This window comes from Chlorogloeopsis sp. ULAP01 (genome assembly GCF_030381805.1).
GTDB lineage: Bacteria > Cyanobacteriota > Cyanobacteriia > Cyanobacteriales > Nostocaceae > Chlorogloeopsis.
Genome location: NZ_JAUDRH010000004.1, coordinates 451,516 through 471,710, shown reverse-complemented (window position 1 = coordinate 471,710; position 20,195 = coordinate 451,516). Strand labels below are relative to the sequence as shown.

At 41.5% G+C, this 20,195-nt stretch carries 13 protein-coding genes and 1 tRNA gene; 6 read left to right on the top strand and 8 right to left on the bottom strand.

The features are described from left to right. Nucleotides 1-4: 4 nt before the first annotated feature. From QUB80_RS10580 to QUB80_RS10560, 5 genes are all read right to left on the bottom strand, one after another. Nucleotides 5-925 carry an AraC family transcriptional regulator gene (locus tag QUB80_RS10580; RefSeq protein WP_336622315.1) on the bottom strand — a complete coding sequence of 307 codons (921 nt, stop codon included), beginning with the start codon at nucleotides 923-925 and terminating at the stop codon, nucleotides 5-7. A 282-nt stretch (nucleotides 926-1,207) separates the two neighbouring features. Next, on the bottom strand, nucleotides 1,208-2,020 hold the full coding sequence (locus tag QUB80_RS10575) for an inositol monophosphatase family protein (RefSeq protein WP_289789449.1): 813 nt from the start codon (nucleotides 2,018-2,020) through the stop codon (nucleotides 1,208-1,210). A gap of 121 nt (nucleotides 2,021-2,141) precedes the next feature. Beyond that, nucleotides 2,142-2,663 carry a thermonuclease family protein gene (locus tag QUB80_RS10570; RefSeq protein ID WP_289789448.1) on the bottom strand — a complete coding sequence of 174 codons (522 nt, stop codon included), beginning with the start codon at nucleotides 2,661-2,663 and terminating at the stop codon, nucleotides 2,142-2,144. Nucleotides 2,664-2,673: 10 nt separating this feature from the next. Beyond that, nucleotides 2,674-2,934, bottom strand: coding sequence for a hypothetical protein (locus tag QUB80_RS10565; RefSeq protein ID WP_289789447.1), 261 nt, complete (start codon nucleotides 2,932-2,934; stop codon nucleotides 2,674-2,676). Between the two features lie 17 nt (nucleotides 2,935-2,951). Beyond that, nucleotides 2,952-3,320 carry a 2Fe-2S iron-sulfur cluster-binding protein gene (locus QUB80_RS10560; RefSeq protein WP_289789446.1) on the bottom strand — a complete coding sequence of 123 codons (369 nt, stop codon included), beginning with the start codon at nucleotides 3,318-3,320 and terminating at the stop codon, nucleotides 2,952-2,954. Nucleotides 3,321-3,402: 82 nt separating this feature from the next. On the opposite strand from QUB80_RS10560, the gene QUB80_RS10555 reads away from it, so the two are divergent. The 3 genes from QUB80_RS10555 (at nucleotide 3,403) to QUB80_RS10545 (ending at nucleotide 6,506) form a co-directional block, all read left to right on the top strand. Next, a tRNA-Ser gene (locus tag QUB80_RS10555) sits at nucleotides 3,403-3,489 on the top strand. A gap of 335 nt (nucleotides 3,490-3,824) precedes the next feature. After that, complete coding sequence (locus QUB80_RS10550) at nucleotides 3,825-4,208, top strand: hypothetical protein (RefSeq protein ID WP_289789445.1); 384 nt, start codon at nucleotides 3,825-3,827, stop codon at nucleotides 4,206-4,208. Between the two features lie 9 nt (nucleotides 4,209-4,217). Further along, nucleotides 4,218-6,506: a caspase, EACC1-associated type gene (locus tag QUB80_RS10545; RefSeq protein WP_289789444.1), complete on the top strand. Its 2,289-nt coding sequence runs from the start codon at nucleotides 4,218-4,220 to the stop codon at nucleotides 6,504-6,506. A gap of 53 nt (nucleotides 6,507-6,559) precedes the next feature. Here QUB80_RS10545 and QUB80_RS10540 read toward each other — a convergent pair whose 3' ends face one another. From QUB80_RS10540 to QUB80_RS10530, 3 genes are all read right to left on the bottom strand, one after another. Next, nucleotides 6,560-7,351 carry a DUF3891 family protein gene (locus tag QUB80_RS10540; RefSeq protein WP_289789443.1) on the bottom strand — a complete coding sequence of 264 codons (792 nt, stop codon included), beginning with the start codon at nucleotides 7,349-7,351 and terminating at the stop codon, nucleotides 6,560-6,562. A 356-nt stretch (nucleotides 7,352-7,707) separates the two neighbouring features. Then, complete coding sequence (locus QUB80_RS10535) at nucleotides 7,708-8,856, bottom strand: alanine--glyoxylate aminotransferase family protein (RefSeq protein ID WP_289789442.1); 1,149 nt, start codon at nucleotides 8,854-8,856, stop codon at nucleotides 7,708-7,710. 426 nt (nucleotides 8,857-9,282) lie between these two features. Then, nucleotides 9,283-11,313 (bottom strand): serine/threonine-protein kinase, encoded by a 2,031-nt coding sequence (locus QUB80_RS10530; RefSeq protein ID WP_289789441.1) that lies wholly within the window; start codon nucleotides 11,311-11,313, stop codon nucleotides 9,283-9,285. A gap of 189 nt (nucleotides 11,314-11,502) precedes the next feature. On the opposite strand from QUB80_RS10530, the gene QUB80_RS10525 reads away from it, so the two are divergent. The 3 genes from QUB80_RS10525 (at nucleotide 11,503) to QUB80_RS10515 (ending at nucleotide 20,195) form a co-directional block, all read left to right on the top strand. Continuing rightward, the gene (locus QUB80_RS10525) at nucleotides 11,503-13,458 is read left to right on the top strand and encodes a ShlB/FhaC/HecB family hemolysin secretion/activation protein (protein WP_289789440.1); all 1,956 of its coding nucleotides are present in this window, start codon (nucleotides 11,503-11,505) and stop codon (nucleotides 13,456-13,458) included. A gap of 386 nt (nucleotides 13,459-13,844) precedes the next feature. Further along, a complete protein-coding gene (locus QUB80_RS10520) occupies nucleotides 13,845-17,585 on the top strand; it encodes a two-partner secretion domain-containing protein (protein ID WP_289789491.1) in 3,741 nt (1,246 codons plus the stop codon). A 42-nt stretch (nucleotides 17,586-17,627) separates the two neighbouring features. After that, nucleotides 17,628-20,195, top strand: a complete 2,568-nt coding sequence (locus QUB80_RS10515; RefSeq protein WP_289789439.1) for a beta strand repeat-containing protein — start codon at nucleotides 17,628-17,630, stop codon at nucleotides 20,193-20,195.

Here is a 20,195-nt window from a genome sequence, read left to right as displayed (position 1 = left end):
TTTATCACGATCCGGACAAAGACTTTTTCCCCATTAAACATTCCCTGGGAGAGATACCATACTGACGCTTAAATACAGTTGCAAATAAACCCAAGTGGGAATAACCAACAAGATTTGCTACTTCTGCAACACTACAATTTCCTTCTCGCAAAAGCATCTGTGCTTTTTCCATGCGTCTTTGCATTAAATAGCCAAATACAGTTGTATCAAATATTTCTCGAAAACCTCGTCTAAGAGTTCTCTCACTCACCCCGATATTTTGTGCTAATTCCAACGATGAGGGTGGATTTTGCAAGCGGCAGTGTAAAATATCCCTAGCATGATGAATTCGCGCCACAGTATCTGGTTTGAGCCGTGGTTTTGTCTGCTTTTTAACCTCGTTCTCTAAAATGGGAGCTAGCTGCAAGGCGATTAGTTCAAATATTTTCCCATGTAAATAAATCTTTTTTGTCACACCTTGAAAAGGACAGTTAATAATTTGCTGTGCCACTCCCTGGATTGCTGGAGTGCTTTTGGGAAACAGTATGGTTTGCCAATCATTTTCATTGACTAAATGTCGCAACTGTGCATTTGCTGCTTCGTTTTCCCCTGAGAAAAAATTTACAAATAGGTTGTGGGGTATATGCATACTAACCTGGACAATTCGTTGACCTTTTTTAGCCTCTGCAATAGTTTTCCTTTGAATTCCACCACCACAAATCAGCGTATAGCCTTCCCCAAATTGACCATTACCTATAGTAATTTTCCCTGAAAGCAGAACATCAAAATGTAGTTTATGCTCGTTAGTCGAAGTCTTTTCTAATACGTCATCCCGATATTCATAATCCAACAACGAAAGGTAAATTTCAGGATATACCTGGATTTCTTGAGAATAACCTTCACCTAGTAGTTTGGGAATTTTATAAACTTTCTCATCCGAATTCAAGTTGGAGCTGCACACGCTGTTCTGTATAGATTCTTCCCAGATTGCGTCTAGTTCTTCGCATGTTAGCGTAATGGTCATATTATAGTTATAAAATTTTGTCGCTTGATGATAATTAATTTCAATAAATATAACATCGAAGTGACACCCAAGCACAGATGTATTCAATATGAGTCCTCTAGTTAGTGGATAGTAGTTAATAGCTAATAGTTAGTAGTTGGTTGTTCTCCTCCTCTCCTCTGCACCCCTGCCCCTCTGCCCCTGTGCTTTGCGTCCCCTCTCAAATTACTTCCACGCAGACAAGGGTGGAACTTGTTGAAGTTCGCGAATCATAATGTCGTGAATATAACCATTTGTCGCCAGAATCCTACCCGATTTAAGTTTGATGGGGGTGCCATCATAGGCGGTAACTTTACCCCCAGCTTCCCGTAAGATAATTATGCCCGCCGCAATATCCCAAGGAGAAATTCCCCGCTCCCAATAGCCATCGACACGTCCACAGGCAACATGAGCTAAATCGAGAGACGCTGAACCAGTGCGCCTGACTCCTTGAGTAAGATGAGTGAAGTGACAAAATTCTGCGTAGTTGTTGTCAGATGTTTCCCGGCGATCGTAGGCAAATCCTGTTACTAGAAGACTTTTACTTAGTTTAGAAGTTTCTGAAACTCTAATAGGGTGACGGTTACGTGTCGCTCCCAAACCTTGTGCCGCACGAAATAATTCATTGTGAAACGGATCGTAAATGACACCTACTTGCGGTATGCCATCAATTAACAACCCGATGGATACAGTAAAACATGGGTATTGATGAGCAAAATTAGTTGTACCATCCAAAGGATCAATCGCCCAAAGAAATTCATTTTCTTGATTTCCTATTTTCCCAGATTCTTCCGCAAGTATGGCGTGATCGGGAAAGTGACGGCGCAAAGCTTCCAAAACCACCTCTTCTGAAGCTTTATCGGCAACAGTGACTAAATCGCCAGGGCGTCCTTTTTCGGTAATAGCATCTTCTACTTTACCCAAGTAACCTTGCAAAACCGCGCCAGCAGCTAGCGCCGCTTCTGTAGCAATGTCTAGGAAGATTTGCAGATTAGTCATTAGTCCATAGTCATTAGTCCATAGTTAATAGTCAATAGTCATTAGTCATTAGTCAATAGTCATTGGTTAGTTGTTTATACTCCCCCTCTGCTCCCCTGCTTCCACTCTCCTACTTTCCCTGCTAACGATATTGGCGGCGAAATTCAGCAGGAGTAAAACGCATGGGATTTTCTGGATTCCAAATACCTATTCCCAAAAGTCTTGCTCTTTGTTGAGCGCGTTCAAGACGGCGATCGTATTTATGGTTAGGCGATCGCGCTACAAATAGAGCATGTCCTTCTTTGGTTAACTGTTCATTCAATAACGCTCCATCTTTCCATACGTAAGCCAGAGTGCGCCCAAATTGATCCTTGACTTCTACATCAAACTCCAGCTTGACAGGTTGTTCACCAATTAGCTCTTGCAGGCGTTCTCTGGCTGCATTGCCCCAAGGGCGCTGTTGTAAATCTGGAGTATCGATACCTAACAACCGCACTTGAGAAATCAAATTTGGTTGCTCGCCTATCCCTATTACTTCTATGGTTTGCCCACTGACAACTTGTGTGACTTTTACCTCCATCGGTGCCTTTGCTTCAGGCTTATTTTGAAGTTGACAACCTACGAGTATAAGTAATAGGCAGGATAAGATAACGATTTTATTCATGAATTACTTTTTAGTAGTTAATAGATAGTAGTGAATTGTTGGTTATTCTACTAACTACTAACCAGTGTACGGGAGGCAGCGCGTTGCGGAGAGAAGTCTGTAGACGCCGGAGGCGGCTTCCCGTAAGGGTGCGGCGGCTTCCGCCGATCAGAACTTCGGGGGGTTTCCCCCGTTGTAGCGACTGCCGTGCGGGTTTAGAAGATAAATTATCTGTTTGAACGGCAAGATGCTCAACAAAACCCGCCCCTACTAACCAATGACCATTGACCAATGACTAATAATTGATTATCATTCTTCGTCCAACGGTAAACCTGCCCTGACTTTACCCTTACCGAAATAGCGTCCGAACTGGAGTTCATAAACTTCATCTTCGTCTTGTGTCTCTACTTCCAAGTCAGAACGGGCGTAACTGACGCATAACAGGGCATAACCAGAATTGCGTAACTCCAGGGATAGCCCGACAGCCTCTGGTTGATAAATTTCTCCCTTGAGTACTCTAACGGCACAAGTCGTGCAAGCGCCATTGCGACAGGAAAAAGGCAATTCTACCCCTTGTTTTTCACAACTGTGCAGGATGTAGCGATCATCGGGAACTTCTAGGGTGTATTTTGTGCCTTTGGCGCGATCGTGAACTGTAATGGTGTGTGTCTGGGACATTTTGATCTTGGATTTGGGATTTTGGATAAAATTTGATTGCAGTTTGTCGAAACCTATTGTACGATAGTAGATCGTGACGCCTGGAGAGATGGCCGAGTGGTTGAAGGCGCAGCACTGGAAATGCTGTTTGGGGGCAACTTCAACGAGGGTTCGAATCCCTCTCTCTCCGTTTAATCCTTACTCTATAAGCATTCTAGATAATTCCAATCAATTAAATCATTAAAATCATTTGGTTGAGTTTGTACCCCTACAACGAAGCAAGCTATAACCCAACCTAAGTATCTGTCGTATTTCTATCTTGAATTGGTATCAGTTGGGTGTGGTTGAAGTAGTGGTTTAAGTTATGTGCGATCGCTAGCCAATATTCTTTTGAAAGAAAAGTTTGAACTAAGTAAATAAAAATCTCCGTTTTGCGTAACTGTCAGCTATTGCAATGATTTATATAAAGTAAAACCTGATCAGTGTAAATACTGTATCTTAAACTTAGATAATAAATTCAGCAGTATGGCAGTTACATCAAATATTAAACTCATCATTGCCTTTGCCGATCCAGACTTAAACGACGAAGAAAAAGAGGAGCAAGTTAAAAAGCTGTTAGTACAAATGCGAGAACTAGATGAACTCGAAGAAATTGCTCGTGTACCCGATCCTAATCCACCAGAGGGGAATAAAGCGATCGCCAGCTTTTTGAGTGGACTGCTGATGGCTGAAGTCAGTACGGCAAATATCAAGAAATTGTTTGGATTTTTGGGCGATCGCTTGAACAATAAACCAATTAAACTGACAGTAAAAGCTCCTGATGGTAGAGAAATGAGCGTAGAAGCAAGTAGTAAGGAAGAGTTTGAATTTGCTATGCAAAAAGCCCAAGAATTTCTCAACAACAAGTAAGGTAGGTAAATGGCGAAAGTTGCTTTGCTGATTGGGGTGAGTGAGTACGATGAGCCTAGTTTAAACCCGTTGCCTGGCGCTATTCAAGATATCAAAGCTATGCAGCGAGTCTTGCAGCATCCAGATATGGGCGGTTTTGCTGAGGCAGATATCACAGTTCTAGAAAATCCTCAACGGCAAGCAATGGAAGAGGCGATTGAGAAATTATTTTCTAATTGCTACAAAGATGATTTAGTGCTACTGTACTTCTCTGGTCACGGAATTAAAGACGATAGCGGCAGGCTTTTCCTAGCAACAAGCCTTACCCACAAAAATGGGAATGGAGAATTGATCAAAACTAGCGCAACTGCTGCCAGCACGATCCATGATGTGATGGAAAATAGTCGTTCTCGGCGGCAAGTCATTATTCTCGATTGTTGCTTTAGCGGTGCGTTTGCAGAAGGCATGAAGGCTAAAGACAACGGTAGCCTGGATATTAAAAATCAACTAGTAGAAACCAAGAAACCATTAGAAGTAGAAGGACGGGCAGTTTTAACTTCTTCAACTGCCACTCAGTATTCTTTTGAGCAAAAAGGAGAAGGCTTCTCAATTTACACTCATTACCTTGTAGAAGGAATTGAGACAGGTACCGCTGACACAGATAACGATGGTATGATTTCCGTCAATGAACTGCACGAGTATGCCCGCAAGAGAGTGCAGGAAGTAGCACCAAATATGAAACCAGGCATTTATGCTGTTAGAGAGGGCTACAAGATTCAGTTAGCAAAAACACGGTCTACAAATAAACAGCCAAAGACTCCATCAACCATAAATAAGATAAACTTTGCCAAATTTACTTTAGGAAACATCAATAATTTACATCCACAAACTTATTATCTACATAATTTTCTTGAGCCTTATGAATCTTTTATAAACGAGTTAATCACCCGGTTAAAAGATGAGAATTTGACAAAAAACTCATCACTTAATAATTTAAATATTGATTTGAAGATTGAGAATCGCTTACTTGAAATAATTCGACAGATTTCCGAATCTGATTTTGTCTTTATATTGCAACATCAAAATCAGGATACCTGGATGGTGCAATCAAGAAGTGAATTTATTGGAGATAATTTTCAAGATTATATTGATAATTTAAAAGTAAAAATTCTACCTAATATTTTGCAACAATCGGTTTTTAACTCTGCTCGTCATGGTATTTATCAAATTCATGAATGCAAAAGAGGTATTTCTAATGCATTTGTAGTTATCCCGTTGATATCTTCACTGGCAGAAGAAATAATGGTTGTTTGTGGAATACACCGAGATTCTCATCTGCTAGGAGATGCATATAGTAGAATTTTATCTACATTTTATCAACAATATACTCAAAAATCCTTATTACAGCCTGAATTGATTGAGGCAGCAATTATTGATGATTTGAAAAGAGCGTTTGGTTTTGTTTCTGTCAATTTATATGAAAGAAGATTTAATTTATTTTATGAACGCCTCCAAAGAATGGTTGTCCACTTTGAGCCTGTTATTCATCTGGATGCGGAAGACTTATTTATCAGTGGCTGGGAAGCTCTAGCGAGAAACCCGGAAAGTTTGACAGCCCCTTCTGATTTATTTCAAGCAGCAGAACTTTGGGGGCCTAGATTCACTATTGAACTGGATCAGCATTTTCTCAGGGTTGCCACCGAAAGCTATCGTCAAGCGAGAAAAACAAAACAGAGGAGAGCAGGGGATATTGTGCCTTTGTCAGTAAATGTTTACCCCGAATCTCTAATCAGATCAGCGTACTTTGAAACAGTAAGTCAAATTCTCAAAGCAAAAGTAATTTCACCCAGAAATTTAATATTAGAAATTTCTGAAAAAACTGCTTTACCAGAATATCAAGGTAGTATTCGGATCAAAAATCCTTTAAACTTTTTCAAAAATAAACTACTGGATTATGTAAGTAAATTAAAAATTAGATTTGCAATAGATGATTTTGGAGTAGGGTATGCTTCTGTTTCGCGTCTAGCAGGATTGAGTCCATCCCATGTCAAGATAGACCGTGAGATTCTACATCATCAACCCGGTGATGTTATTATTCGTTTTGTTCATGAAATTGTTGGTGCCAATAATCTCAATCCGGCTCAGATAATTATAGAAGGTGTAGATGAGCATACTCCTATTAGCTTGCATAGACTCAAGGCATTAGGTGTAAGCTATGTTCAAGGGCATATAGTTGGTAGAGATGAACCAGAAGTATATCGTTTAAGTTACGAAAAAACGGAAGAATTAAAGAAGCGTATTTTGGGAGAAAGTTTTTAAATAACGACTATGAGGAGAAGGCAAGAAAGCCTCTAAAATAAGTTTCTTGATCCTTACTCTGCCTTCAATGTAGTACTAAGACTTACCCAACAATCTCCTATCAAAGCTTCTCGCATCGCTTGCTCATCACTAAAAGAGTGCTGCAAAAGCCGTCCTTCATAAATTACTGTAACTTCATCTTGCTGAAATGGCCAAGGATATATGCCTATACACTGATGGTAATCATTCTCTTCTATCAAGCTTAGTTTTAATGTTGTTTCACCATCAATCGTCGGCACTTTAGTAACTTCCTCGTCATCGCTTAATCCTTGACAGCAAATAATTGAAAGCGCATCCCAAGTTGCAACTAGCTTTCTATTACGTTCAATCACTTCTGGTGTTACGTAAGGTGCGTAGTATTCATCATTTTTCAAAATCGCAATGATTTTCTTTTGAAAGGCATATTCACGTTGTAAAAAGTCCTGGACAATTTGAGTAGATGTGGGTGAATTTTGCCAGCTTGTGTATTTTTCGTATAGTCTTGTGCCATGTAGCGAGACGAGTAGTGCTGCATATCTACTTAGAGGAAGTGCGGATTTGCTAGCACCCGACCAAATATTTATATGTACTTGAGTGGTAAGTTCTTTAAAACTGTGGGGGTAGCCCGTTTGCGGATTGAGTGTTGGGGCTTGTTCCCAGCCTAGCCAACCGATGTCATGTTGTTCTGCACCCAAACAAACTTCTTTTTTAGGAAAAAGCTCACCAAATGTTTGATTGCCCCAAGCTTGTGCTAGTTGTCCTGAAAGCCAAGCATGATTTGGTTGGGTGATACAAATCACGCCCTGTTTTGAGAAGCGATGCAGCATGAATTAATAGCCGAAAATAATTGAGTTTTGGCCGGATGAACTGCTTAATATCTTAAATAATCGCAGTCTTGCCGTCTGGTTTCCTGCTATTTTTCAGTCTAGCTTAGACAGAAGGAGAAACGAGCGCAGTTTTTGTAAATCCGCACTCGCTATTATATTAGCCGCACATTTTATACTAATTCACGCCTAATATGAATTAGCCGAACTTACCTTAGCTGCACCTAAAGAATTTTATGATGATAACGAACACAGATAAACACAGATGCACACGGATGATTTATCTCGTGGTTTATCTGTGTCTATCTGTGGTGGATTTCTAAAACATGATTTTTTAGCCATGTTTTTGAGAAACGGAATTACTTGGGTAACACTTGCCGCAGTGCTGCTACGAGTCGATCCACGTTTTCTTTACGGCTGTTGAAACCCATCAATCCAATCCGCCAGACTTTCCCGGCTAATTCGCCCAACCCACCGCCAATCTCAATGCCGTATTCTAAGAGCAACTGACGTGCGATCGCTTTACCATCAATTCCGTCGGGAATGCGAACTGTAGTCAGTGTCGGCAAGCGATATTCTTTTTCAACGTGCAAGCTCAGTCCTAAGTCTTCCAATTGCTGCCAGAGATACTCTACATTTTGTTGATGACGCTGCCAAGAGTTTTCTATGCCTTCTTCGGCAAGCAAGCGCAGTGCTTCGCGCAATGCATAGTACATATTAATTGGTGCTGTGTGGTGATAGATGCGATCGCTACTCCAATATTTGCTTAACAACGTCATGTCTAAATAGAAGTTAGCCACTTTGGTGCGGCGCTTGTGCAGTTTCTCCCAGGCACGGGAACTCATGGTAAAAGGAGAAGCACCAGGCGGACAACTTAAGCCTTTCTGACTACAGCTATAAGCTAGATCGACTCCCCACTCATCTAAAAATATGGGGACACCACCTAAACTTGTCACTGTATCTAATAGCAGCAAACACCCAAATTCACGGCATAACTCACCCACTCCTTCCAAAGGTTGACGAGCGCCTGTAGAAGTTTCGGCATGAACTAAAGCGAGAATCGCCGGGCGGTGAGTTTCAACAGCAGTACGCAACTCGTCCAGCGAAAAAACTTGTCCCCAGGATTTTGTAATGGTGCGTACATCTGCACCATATCGTCCAGCCATATCGACAAGACGATTGCCAAAGTAACCCATTACACCCACCAACACCACATCACCTGGTTCTGTGACATTGGCGATGGTTGCTTCCATTGCAGATGTTCCCGTACCACTCATCGCAATGGTTAGGGAGTTTTCCGTTTGCCAGACGTAACGCAATAGGGATTGAATCTCATCCATGACTCCAAAAAATGCTGGATCGAGATGTCCTACGGGGGGAGTATTCATAGCCTGTAGAATAGCAGGATGAGCATTTGAAGGGCCAGGCCCCAACAGCAGGCGAGATGGCATGGAAAGAGGTTCAATAATCAATTTTTGACTGTTATTGATTGAAATTGTTTGTGTCATATCTGTATAAACCTAGATAATACTTTACTTAACGAATCATACCTTTGAAGCGGAAAAAAGCCGTACTCCATAGTGGGAGCAGTCGTTCTAGAGATTGCGATCGTTTGTGAAGCTCACTTAAAAACAACGCAACCGTAGCTAAAAACTTACTTTTAGTTTAAATATTCCTGATTGATATGCTTACTGCCTGCCATACCTCTGATGCTACGATATCATGTTCAGTTAATTGTTAGCGTCCTAATAAAGGTAGAAAATTTTACTATGTCCAAATGCTGAGTCGGTTGCCAAAGAATTCTATTTAAGTAGCCATCATTCACAGCGTATACCAATAGCGCGATCGCCTTCTTGTACAGCACAGGAAGAGAGTGAAAATGTCTTTGCGTCTTTGCATCCCCGTGTCCTCTGTAGCTGTTCCCCATTCCCTAATTAAGGCTGTTCTAAAGAAGACCTCAATTTTTGAGATGTATTATAGGAATTGCTAGCTTCTTTAGTATTTCCTAATTCCTTTAAGATATCTCCTCGAATATCCCAAACATCGGGATCTTGAGGTTGCAAGTTTTTGGCTGCGTCAATAGCAGCTAGTGCTTCACTGTTGCGTCCTAATTCTAGTAGCACTAATGATTTATTCACCCAAGCAGGATAAAAATCTTTTTTCTGGGCGATCGCTTGCTCAAAAGCTTTTAAAGCTTCCTCATGATTTTTTAAGGTTTGTGTCAGTAAAAGCCCCTGATTATACCAAACTGTATGATCTTGCGGGCGTACTTCACTAGCTTGCCTAAAAGCAAAAAGTGCTTTACTCGGTTGTCCTAAAGCACTCAACGCATTACCTTTACCAACTAAAGCCTCATAGAAATCACGATCTATTTTGAGAGCTTCTTCATAAGAATCAAGAGCTTCTTGCGGACGATTTAATTTAAGGAGTATCGTTCCTCTATCCGTCCAAATAATCGGATTGTTTCGTCTAATTTTGAGCAGATCATCATAAGATGACAACGCTTCATCAAAATATATTCTTGCAGCTTGTCGTCCTTGTAATTGTTCTACAGTGTAACCTATTTCCTGCCAAAATCTTGGATCATCAGGTTTGATTTGCCTCACTTGCTCTAAGTATTCTAAAGCTTCTTTTTTCTGTCCCAACGCTAACAAAGATAAACCTTTTCCACTTAAAGCTTCCGGATTATTGTGGTCATTACTGAGTACTTTGTCATAAATATTTGAGGCTTCTTGATATTTTTGCTGTCTATATAGCAACTTGCCTTTATTAATTAAAATTTTATTCAGTATTTTCTTATCTTGTGGCTGGAGAGAAATCGCTTTGTTATAAGAATCTAAAGCTGCCGAGTCTCGCCCTAATACAAACAGAGCATCCCCTCTTCCTTTCCATGCTTCAGCAGAATTTGGTTGAATTTCTTTTAAGTGATTAAATTTTTCAAGTGCTGCACCAGCTTGATGTTGGTCGAGTAAACTATTAGCTTGATATGTTAAATATAGTGGTCTTAAAAAAGGATTGAATACTTCTACACAGGTTACTATAATTGCTAATGTAGCTAAGAAGATAGGAATATGCCAAAGTTTAATATTTGGTAAGCTTATTGTTTTTTTTCTTTGAGTTTCTGAGGTTTGAAAAGTTGGTGGCTGAGTTAATGGTGGGCTAATTTCAGTTTTACCCAAATCGTTAACAACCTCTTCTACAGACTGGTAGCGTCGCTCAGGATTGTTATAAACCATTTTTGTTAAAATCCCAGCTAAAGAGTTATTAATAACAAACTCATGAGTCCATACAATTTTGTCTTCGTCATCCCGTCTCAATTCTCTGGGATGCATTTTAGTAAGTAGCTGGATTGCTGTTAAACCTAATGAATAGATATCGCTATTAAAACGTGGTTTTCCTGCCATTTGTTCTGGAGGAGCATACCCAGGAGTTCCAATCATTGTTTGCGTATGTGGTGATTGGAAAGATGGGTAACTAATATCAACTTGTTTGACTGAGCCAAAGTCAATTAAGACAAATTGTTTGTTTTCATTCCTGACAATCAAATTGGATGGTTTGACATCTCGATGAATAATATTTCTTCTGTGCAGAGATGCGAGAACGTCAAGAATCTGTCGTAAAAAATTAAGAACCTCCTGCTCTGTCCATTGTTCATCAAGGAGTTCAGTCAAAGGTAAACCTTCTATATATTCTTCAACTAGATAAAAATTACCTTCTTCCTCAAAATAATTAAAAAACTTAGGAATAAGTTTATTGGCTTGTAAATTATTTAATATATTAACTTCTCTATGAAATAATTTTTTGGCTGTTTCAATATCAGCACTGAGAGGATCTAGTTTTTTTATGGCACACAAAAAGTTAGACAACACATCCTTGGCAAGATAAGTTATCCCAAACCCACCTCTTCCTAATTCTCTGAGGATTTGGTAGCGACTACACAATAATTGTTTTTGCACTTCTGCCATTTTATTATACATTCCTTACATCTTACTTAAAGTAATGTGTTTATTTGTTGACAAAAATCGCTCATGACTCACCCTCTCAGCTATATTTAAGTATTACATTTTATTTCAACTTAAATGACAGTTACTACAAACTATATTAATGTTACTTTTATTAAAAATATTGAGATTAATAAAAATTAATTCCTTTGAATGGGTAGGCAGTCTTTGAAACTAAATTTAACCATTTCTTTGTTGACTTTGAAGGTATTAATGTCCTTCTATACTGGCAAAACATTGGCTGTTAACTTAGCGACTGAACCTCTCAAAGTTAAAGGCTTATTCGCTAAAGTTGATAATATAAATAGCCAGATACAGACCAAAGTCAAAAAAGATAGAAACAGCTTAATTGCTGCACAAATTAGAAATAGTCAGGACGTAATAGCAGGAAATAGGAACGAAAATAATTTTTTAGGTCATAAATACCAGATCTTAACTCCTACTCAAAATAGTACAGCACCGACTTGGGTTGTGGCGCAACTTCCCAATCCTATTACTCCCACACCACCTCCACCAATACAACCCATTCCGACACCAGAACCATCACCAACACCTCCTCTAGAACAAACTCCTCCTCCAGCCATAGAATCTACACCCCGTCCTGAAATTCCTGGAAGCGTCACCATTAAACAATTTGAGTTTGAAGGAAATACAGCATTTAGCGACAAAAAGTTAAGTGAAGCAACAGCCAATTTTCTAAACCGCCCACTCTCCTTCACCGAACTCCTACAAGTTGAAAATATTATTACCAAGCTTTACACCGAGGCGGGCTATATCAATTCTGGTGCTGTAATTCCAGCGAATCAAACTCTATCAAAGGAAGGAGCAATTGTCAAAATTCAAATTATTGAAGGTGGAATAGAAGATATTCGAGTGGCAGGTACGAGGCGGTTGAACCCCAGCTATGTACGCAGTCGCATCGCCCTTGGCACCTCTAAACCTTTAAATCGCAATCGTCTTCTAGAAGCATTGCAACTATTACAACTTAACCCTTTAATTAAAAATCTTTCTGCTGAGTTATCTGCGGGATCGCGTCCAGAACTAAGTTTGTTAGAAGTCACAGTTCAAGAAACGGACTCTTTTCGGACAGAGTTTTTTGTTGATAACGGACGTGTTCCCAGTGTTGGCAGTTTTCGCAGGGGTATTATTCTGAATGAAGAGAATTTATCGGATTTGGGCGATCGCTTTAACTTTCAATACACCAATACTGATGGAAGCAACACCTACGATCTGAGCTATACACTACCGTTTAATCCTCGCAACGGTACTTTTACAATAGCTGGAGGCATAACAGATACAGATGTCATTGAACCACCTTTTGATCGCATCGATATTACTGGTGACTCTTTTTACCTAGATTTTGGCGTTCGTCAGCCGATTTTTCAAACTCCCACCCAAGAGCTAGCACTAGGTTTAACCTTTTCTCGCCAACAAAGCCAAACCAAACTACAAGGGGAGGATTTCCCATTATCTGCGGGTGCAGAAGACAATGGAGAAACGCGCATCTCTGCACTGCGATTTATCCAGGAATATACACAGCGCAGTCCGCAACAAGTTTTTGCTGTGCGATCGCAACTTAGTTTAGGAGTTGGTTGGTTTAATGCCACTGTGAACGAAGATCCTCCTGATAGTCGCTATTTCTCTTGGCGCGGACAAGGACAGTATGTACGATTGCTAGCACCAGATACTTTATTAGTATTGCGCTCAGATTTGCAGCTAGCAACTAGACCCCTCGTACCATTAGAACAATTTGCAATAGGAGGGCTGCAAAGCGTTCGTGGTTATCGACAAGACAGACTTTTGACCGATAGCGGCTTTTTTACCTCAGCAGAAGTTAGGTTTCCTGTGTTGCGAGTGAATGAAGTCCAAGGGCTACTACAAGTAGTACCCTTTGTGGATTTTGGTGTGGGCTGGAACAGTTCCGATAGTCCTAGTCCCGATCCAGATCCCAATACATTAATCGGTGCAGGCGTGGGATTACTGTGGCAAATGGGTAATAATTTTAACGCCCGTATTGACTACGGCATTCCTCTTGTCAGTGCAGACGACAGCGATCGAACTTTACAAGAACAAGGATTGTATTTTTCCATTAATTACAGTCCTTTTTAGGAAATTTTCAAACAGTCCCTATGAAACAAGTTTTACCGCTAGGCATGAAAAACCTTACTGTGTGTGATCGGATATCCCTTGCTATAGCAATGCTACCGTTTATACACAACTTATGTGGAGTTGCGCCGCAGGTATTTGATCCCCTCAACCCCCCTTACTAAGGGGGGCAAGAAGTTTCTCTTCAAGTCCCTCTTGTTACGGAGGCAAGAACCTTCTCTATAAAGTCTCCTTTTTTAAAGGATGAGAAACTTCTCTTAAAGTCCCCTTTGTTACGGGTGTAAGGAGCTTCTCTTAAAGTCCCCCTTTTTTTAGGGGGATTTAGGGGGATCGCATTGAATTTACAAGCGCACCAAATTTTTGACTTTTAAATTTTGAATATATTGATGATGAAATCAACTTGGTCATTATTTTTTACTACTTTATCTCTAACAATTTTGGGCAGTCTTGCACCAATATGTTCTGCCACAGCACAAATTACACCAGATAGCACTCTAGGTAATGAAAGTTCAACGGTAAGTCCCCTGAATACTAATATTGACATCATTAATGGTGGTGCTACTCGCGGCTCAAATTTGTTTCACAGTTTTCAGGAGTTTAATGTCGGTGAAAATAGAGCAGCCTATTTTTCCAATCCTAATGGTATTACCAATATTCTGACGCGAGTTACTGGTGGCAATCCCTCAAATATTCAGGGAATACTGGGTGTTGTTGATACCAATCTAAATTTAAGTACAGCAAATCTGTTTTTGATAAATCCCAACGGAATAAACTTTGGTCCAAATGCTCAATTAGTTTTGGGTGGCTCATTTTTTGGCAGTACAGCCAGCAGTATAGTATTTGACAATGGAGTTGAATTTAGTGCTGCCAACCCGCCAGCATCTGTGTTGACTGTGAATATTCCTGTGGGTTTGCGGTTTCGGGATAATCCAAGGGACATCACTACTAATCGTTCTGTAGTGGGTGATAGTGTTTTTCGTAGCATTCTTCAAGTGCAACCAGGCAAGACTTTAGCACTGGTAGGCGGTAATGTTAGCTTAGATGGCGGAATTCTTTTTGCACCAGGAGGAAGAATTGAGGTAGGGGGATTGTCAACAGCAGGAACAGTAGGAATAAATCCTGATGGCAGTCTGAGTTTTCCCGATGGTGTAGCGCGAGGGGATGTGTTTTTTAAAAATAACGCGATCGCCTTTGTAGCTGGTGCTGGTGGTGGTGATATTGCAGTTAATACACGAAATCTAGATATATTAGGACTCAGTAGACTTTTTGCTGGCATAGAAACGAATTCGGGAATAGCAGACCCAAAAGCAGGCGATATTACCCTTAATGCAACAGGTACGATCAGGCTTGAGGAAGCCAGTCTCATACGGAATAATGTTTATCCTAATGCTACAGGTAATGCTGGAAACATCAACGTCATAGCAAATTCACTATTGGTGACTGGTGGAGGACAACTGATTTCCAGCACCTTTGGCAAGGGGGATGCGGGCAACATCACAATCAATGCTGATATAGTTACCTTTGATGCCAACGTTAACCAAGGATTTCCTAGTGCAGCCTTCAGCACAATTGAACCTGGAGGTGAGGGTAAAGGAGGAGACATTAGCATTACTGCTAGATCACTCTCATTAACTAATGGTGGTGAGTTGAATACCTTTGTACGTGAAGCTTCAACAACAGCAGCTGGAGGCATTGGTGATGCCGGAAATGTGAAGCTGAATATCAGCGATACTATAAAAATTGCAGGAGTTAGTAATAATGGCATCCGCAGTGGGATCTTTAGTAATCTGGGTAATGGGGGAACAGGCAAAGCTGGAAATATCGAAATTTTTACAGGGTCACTTTTCGTCACTGATGGAGGGCAAATCAGTTCCAACACCGCAGGCAAGGGGGATGCTGGCAATATCACAATTAATGCTGATACTGTCTCTTTTGATCGCACAGATAATCAAGGATTTGCCAGTGCAGCCTTCAGTATCATCGAAGCAGGAGGTGAGGGTAAAGGAGGAGATATTAGCATTACTGCCAGGTTACTCTCGCTGACCAATGGAGGTAATTTAAATACCTTTGTGCGTGAAGCAACTACAACAGCTACTAATGGTATTGGTAATGCTGGAAATGTAAAGCTCAACATCAGCGATACTATAAAAATAGCAGGAATAAGTGACAAACTTGCCCCTAATGACGTCTTTGCCCGCAGTGGGATATTTAGCAATTTAGGAGGCGGGGCGAAGGGCAAAGCAGGCAACATAGATATCAATGCGGGATCGCTCTTGGTGACTGATGGCGGGCTAATTAGTTCCAACACCGCAGGTGAAGGGAATGCAGGTAATATCAGTATTGACACTAGGGAATCTGTGCTGGTAACTGGTGGAGGACAAATTACTTCCAACACCTTTGCAAAGGGAGATGCAGGCAATATCACAATTAATGCCACCGATACTGTCTCTTTTGATGGCACAGATAACCAAGGATTTCCCAGTGCAGTTTTCAGCACCATCGAACCAGGAGGTGAGGGTAAAGCAGGGGACGTCAATATTACAGCTAAATCGCTCTCACTAACTAATGGCGGTGAGTTAAATACTTTTGTGCGTGAAGGTGGTAGCGGTATTGGTAATGCCGGAAATGTGAAGCTCAACATCAGCGACCAAATCAAGATTTCAGGAATAAGTGACAAACCCGATCCCAATGACATCTTTGCCCGCAGTGGAATTTTTAGCGGTGTCGGTAGTGGGGCAACGGGCAAAGCTGGAAACATCGAGATTTTCACAGGGTCACTTTTTGTCACTGATGGAGGGCAAATTAGTTCCAACACTGCAGGCAAGGGAGATGCGGGCAACATCACAATTAAAGCCACCGATACAGTCTCTTTTGATGGTACAGACAAAATCTTTGCATTCCCCAGTGCAGCCTTTACTACTGTGGAAGCAGGAGGTGAAGGTAAAGGAGGAGATATTAGCATTACAGCTAGGTCGCTCTCACTAACTAATGGTGGTCAGTTAAATACCTTTGTGCGTGAAGCTACCGATACAGATCCTGGTGGTGTTGGTGATGCCGGAGATGTGAAGCTAAATATTAGCGATACGATCCAAATTGCAGGAATAAGCGATAAACCTCAACCGAATCAGATCTTTAACCGCGCTGCTATCTTTAGCAGTGTAGAAAGAGGGGCAAAAGGCAACGCTGGCGACATCGAGATTATTGCAGGGTCACTTTTTATGAGTGATGGAGGGCTATTGTTTGCCAGCACGGTCGGTGAAGGGGATGCTGGCAAAATCAAGATTAACGCCCGATCGCTATCACTGAAGAATGGCGCTCAAATAAGTACCAACAGTGATGTGGAGAATCGCCAAGCAGGGGATATAGAAATCACAACTACTAAAGATATCCGACTGGACAATCGAGCGTCAATCACTGCCCAAACTAGAGGGGGTCAAGGCAACATCATCCTCCGCTCCCGCGACCTAATCATGCGCCGCAACAGCAATATCTCTACTAATGCTACAGGTATAGCTACGGGTGGCAATATAGATATTACAACAGGCAACCTTATAGCCTTAGAAAATAGCGATATCAGCGCTAGAGCAGAAGAAAGCTTTGGGGGCAGGATTATCATTACGGCAGATAGCATCTTTGGCACCCAGTTCCGAGAGGATTTCACGCCAGAGAGCGATATCATCGCCTCATCCCAATTGGGGCCGCAGTTCAGTGGTACGGTACAAATTAATACCCCAGATGTTGATCCCAGTCGCGGGTTAGTGGAATTACCAGAGACTGTAGTAGATCCTCAAGATCAGATCGCTCAGAACCCCTGTCAAAAACTTGGTGGTAGTGAATTTATCATCACTGGACGTGGTGGTTTACCACCTAGCCCCAATGAAAGCTTCAGCAGCGACAATGTTCGGGTTGATTTGGTACAACCTGCTGTCACTAGCAGTAATGTCCAAAGTGCAACTATCAACCAACCGACAATTTCTTCTACTACCAATACTCAAAAAGTTGTCCCTGCGCAAGGATGGGTGTTCAACAAAAAAGGCGATATAGTTCTTACAGCCTACGATCCCGCTGCTACTAATCTTCCCCAGCGCACTTCTTCTAAAACTACTGCGTCTTGCCCCGCACCTTTCTAAGATTTGTCGGTATCTCGTAGGAGTAAAAATGAGGGGTTTATTATGTTACTTAATTATGCGGTTTTGTTCGGGAATTACGTAAGCAATACAAAGAAAGATATTAACAGACGATCGCCTGCATATCGTCAACCAATTTCAGTTAAATACCGTTGGCAAATAGGATATGCTTGGCGATCGCTCTTTTTCTTCACCTTACCTCTAGCTATCATCAGCAGTCTTGCACCAATATGTTCTGCCACAGCCCAAATTGTTGAAGATAGCAGTCTCGATGCTACAGGCAGAACGAGCATTACTCGTGATGTTTTAATTAGGGGTATAACAAGTGATCGCATAGATGGCGGCACTACTCGCGGCTCAAATCTGTTCCACAGTTTTGCGGAATTCAATGTCGGTGCAAACAGAGGAGTTTATTTTTCCAATCCGGCTGAGATTGAAAATATTCTCACTCGCATTACAGGTACAAATCGCTCGAATATTCTGGGAAGACTAGGTGTCTTAGGTAATGCTAATCTTTTTTTCATTAATCCGAACGGAATTGTATTTGGCCCCAATGCCCGCTTAGATATTGGTGGATCATTTATTGGCAGTACTGCGGATAGCATCCTATTTAACGATGGTTCCTTGTTTAGCACCAAAATTGCTGAGAGCACACCACTGTTGACTGTTAGTATACCCGTGGGTTTGCAAATGAGAGCAAAACCAGAAAGTATTGCCGTGCAAGGGGCTGGTGGTTTCCTCAGTAGTTTGCGGGGGCTTGGTTTGATCGTACCTCCTGGTAAAACTTTGTCACTTGTGGGTGGAGACATAAACTTAGACGGTGCTTTTCTTAATGCTCCAGGAGGACGAATTGAACTGGGTAGTGTTGCAGGAAATAGTCTAGTTAATTTAAGCCCAACAAACCAAGGCTGGACAGTAAATTATCAAGGTGTGACAAATTTTGGGAATATCCAAATTTCGAGGAGCTTTGTGGATATTAGCATTGAAGATAACAGTGGTATCCCAGTCCTAGCAGAGAAAGGTAACATCGCTATCCGTGCTTCCCAGTTAGATATAGGCAGAGCCTCTGTTGTCAGAGCCAATACCTTTACCTCTGCACCTGGCGGAGATATTAGTATTGATGTTCAAAAATTTACTATACGAGAAGGTGCGATCGTATCCAGCCGAGCGTTTGACAGTGGCACAGCAGGAAATTTGACAGTAAACGCTTCAGAGGAAGTACAAGTAATTGGCACTTCAGCCAGTGGTTTATTTGCTAGTAGTTTGACTACTTCATCTGAGGAAGGAGCCACAGGCGCAGCAGGAAATCTAACTATTAATACAAGTAAGTTACTAGTTCGGGATGGGGCAGTAATAACAACTGATACTTTTGGTGCAGGCAAAGGGGGAAACTTAACAGTAAATGCTACAGAGGAAATACAAATCATAGGTACCTCACCCAGAGGTCAATCTCCCACTAAGCTCTCTACTTCAGCACTTCCAGGCTCAACAGGAACAGCTGGTGACTTGACAATCAACACAGCCACTTTAATAGTACGCGATGGAGCACAGATTGGTGCTGGCACTTTTGGCGCAGGTAACGGGGGCAATCTAACAGTAAATGCCTCTAACAAAGTGCTATTAGCTGGTATCTCTGTCACAGGTCAGTTTCCTAGTGGCTTATTCACTTCAGCACAACCAGGTTCAACAGGAACGGCGGGAGACATAACAGTTAACACTCCTACTTTACAAATTCAAGACGGAGCAGGAATATCTGTGAGAAGTCGAGGACAAGGCTTTGCAGGAAATCTCAACATCAATGCAGATTCTCTCCGCTTGGAGAATAAGGGAACCATAACAGCCGAAGCCAGTTCAGGAAGTGGTGGTGATATCTATTTAAATGTGCAAGATTACCTGCTGATGGTAGGTGAAAGTATTATCTCTGCTACCGCACTCGATGGTAATGGTGGCAATATTTTTATCAATGACAACCCAAATTACCGAGGCTTTTTAATTGCCCCACCCAACGAAAACAGTGATATCACTGCTAATGCTGGCAGTGGGCAAGGAGGTAAAGTGACGATCAACTCTGCTGGCATTTTTGGATTTGTACCTCGCAGTCGCCAAGACTTAGAAAGGTTGCGTCCAAATGATTTAGATCCAAGACAGATACCAACCAACGATATCACTGCTGTTTCACAACAAAATCCGAGCTTGAGTGGTACTGTGACTCTCAACACTCCAGAAGTTGATCCTAGTCGCGGTTTAGTGGAATTACCAGAGACTGTCGTAGATCCCCAAGATCAGATCGCCCAAAATCCCTGTCAAAGAGGTAGTGGTAGCGAATTTATCATCACTGGACGTGGTGGTTTACCACCTAATCCGAATGAAATGCTCAGTAATGACAATATTCGTGTTGATTGGGTAGAGCCTGTCGGCAGTAGAGGTAATTCTCAAAGTATAAAAATTAATCACTCATCTACTCAGCTGAGTGCCAAAAAGATTGTTCCCGCTCAAGGATGGGTGTTCAATCAAAAAGGTGATGTAGTTCTCACAGCCTACAACCCCACTGCTACTAATCTTCCCCAGCGCACTTCTTCTAAAACTACTGCGGCTTGCCCCGCACCTTTTTAA

Bases quoted from the DNA above. Each gene is read 5' to 3' on its own strand.
- QUB80_RS10575 (WP_289789449.1), bottom strand. From the start codon at position 2,020: ATGACTAATCTGCAAATCTTCCTAGACATTGCTACAGAAGCGGCGCTA.
- QUB80_RS10570 (WP_289789448.1), bottom strand. From the start codon at position 2,663: ATGAATAAAATCGTTATCTTATCCTGCCTATTACTTATACTCGTAGGT.
- QUB80_RS10560 (WP_289789446.1), bottom strand. From the start codon at position 3,320: ATGTCCCAGACACACACCATTACAGTTCACGATCGCGCCAAAGGCACA.
- QUB80_RS10550 (WP_289789445.1), top strand. From the start codon at position 3,825: ATGGCAGTTACATCAAATATTAAACTCATCATTGCCTTTGCCGATCCA.
- QUB80_RS10545 (WP_289789444.1), top strand. From the start codon at position 4,218: ATGGCGAAAGTTGCTTTGCTGATTGGGGTGAGTGAGTACGATGAGCCT.
- QUB80_RS10540 (WP_289789443.1), bottom strand. From the start codon at position 7,351: ATGCTGCATCGCTTCTCAAAACAGGGCGTGATTTGTATCACCCAACCA.
- QUB80_RS10535 (WP_289789442.1), bottom strand. From the start codon at position 8,856: ATGACACAAACAATTTCAATCAATAACAGTCAAAAATTGATTATTGAA.
- QUB80_RS10530 (WP_289789441.1), bottom strand. From the start codon at position 11,313: ATGGCAGAAGTGCAAAAACAATTATTGTGTAGTCGCTACCAAATCCTC.
- QUB80_RS10525 (WP_289789440.1), top strand. From the start codon at position 11,503: ATGGGTAGGCAGTCTTTGAAACTAAATTTAACCATTTCTTTGTTGACT.
- QUB80_RS10520 (WP_289789491.1), top strand. From the start codon at position 13,845: ATGAAATCAACTTGGTCATTATTTTTTACTACTTTATCTCTAACAATT.
- QUB80_RS10515 (WP_289789439.1), top strand. From the start codon at position 17,628: ATGTTACTTAATTATGCGGTTTTGTTCGGGAATTACGTAAGCAATACA.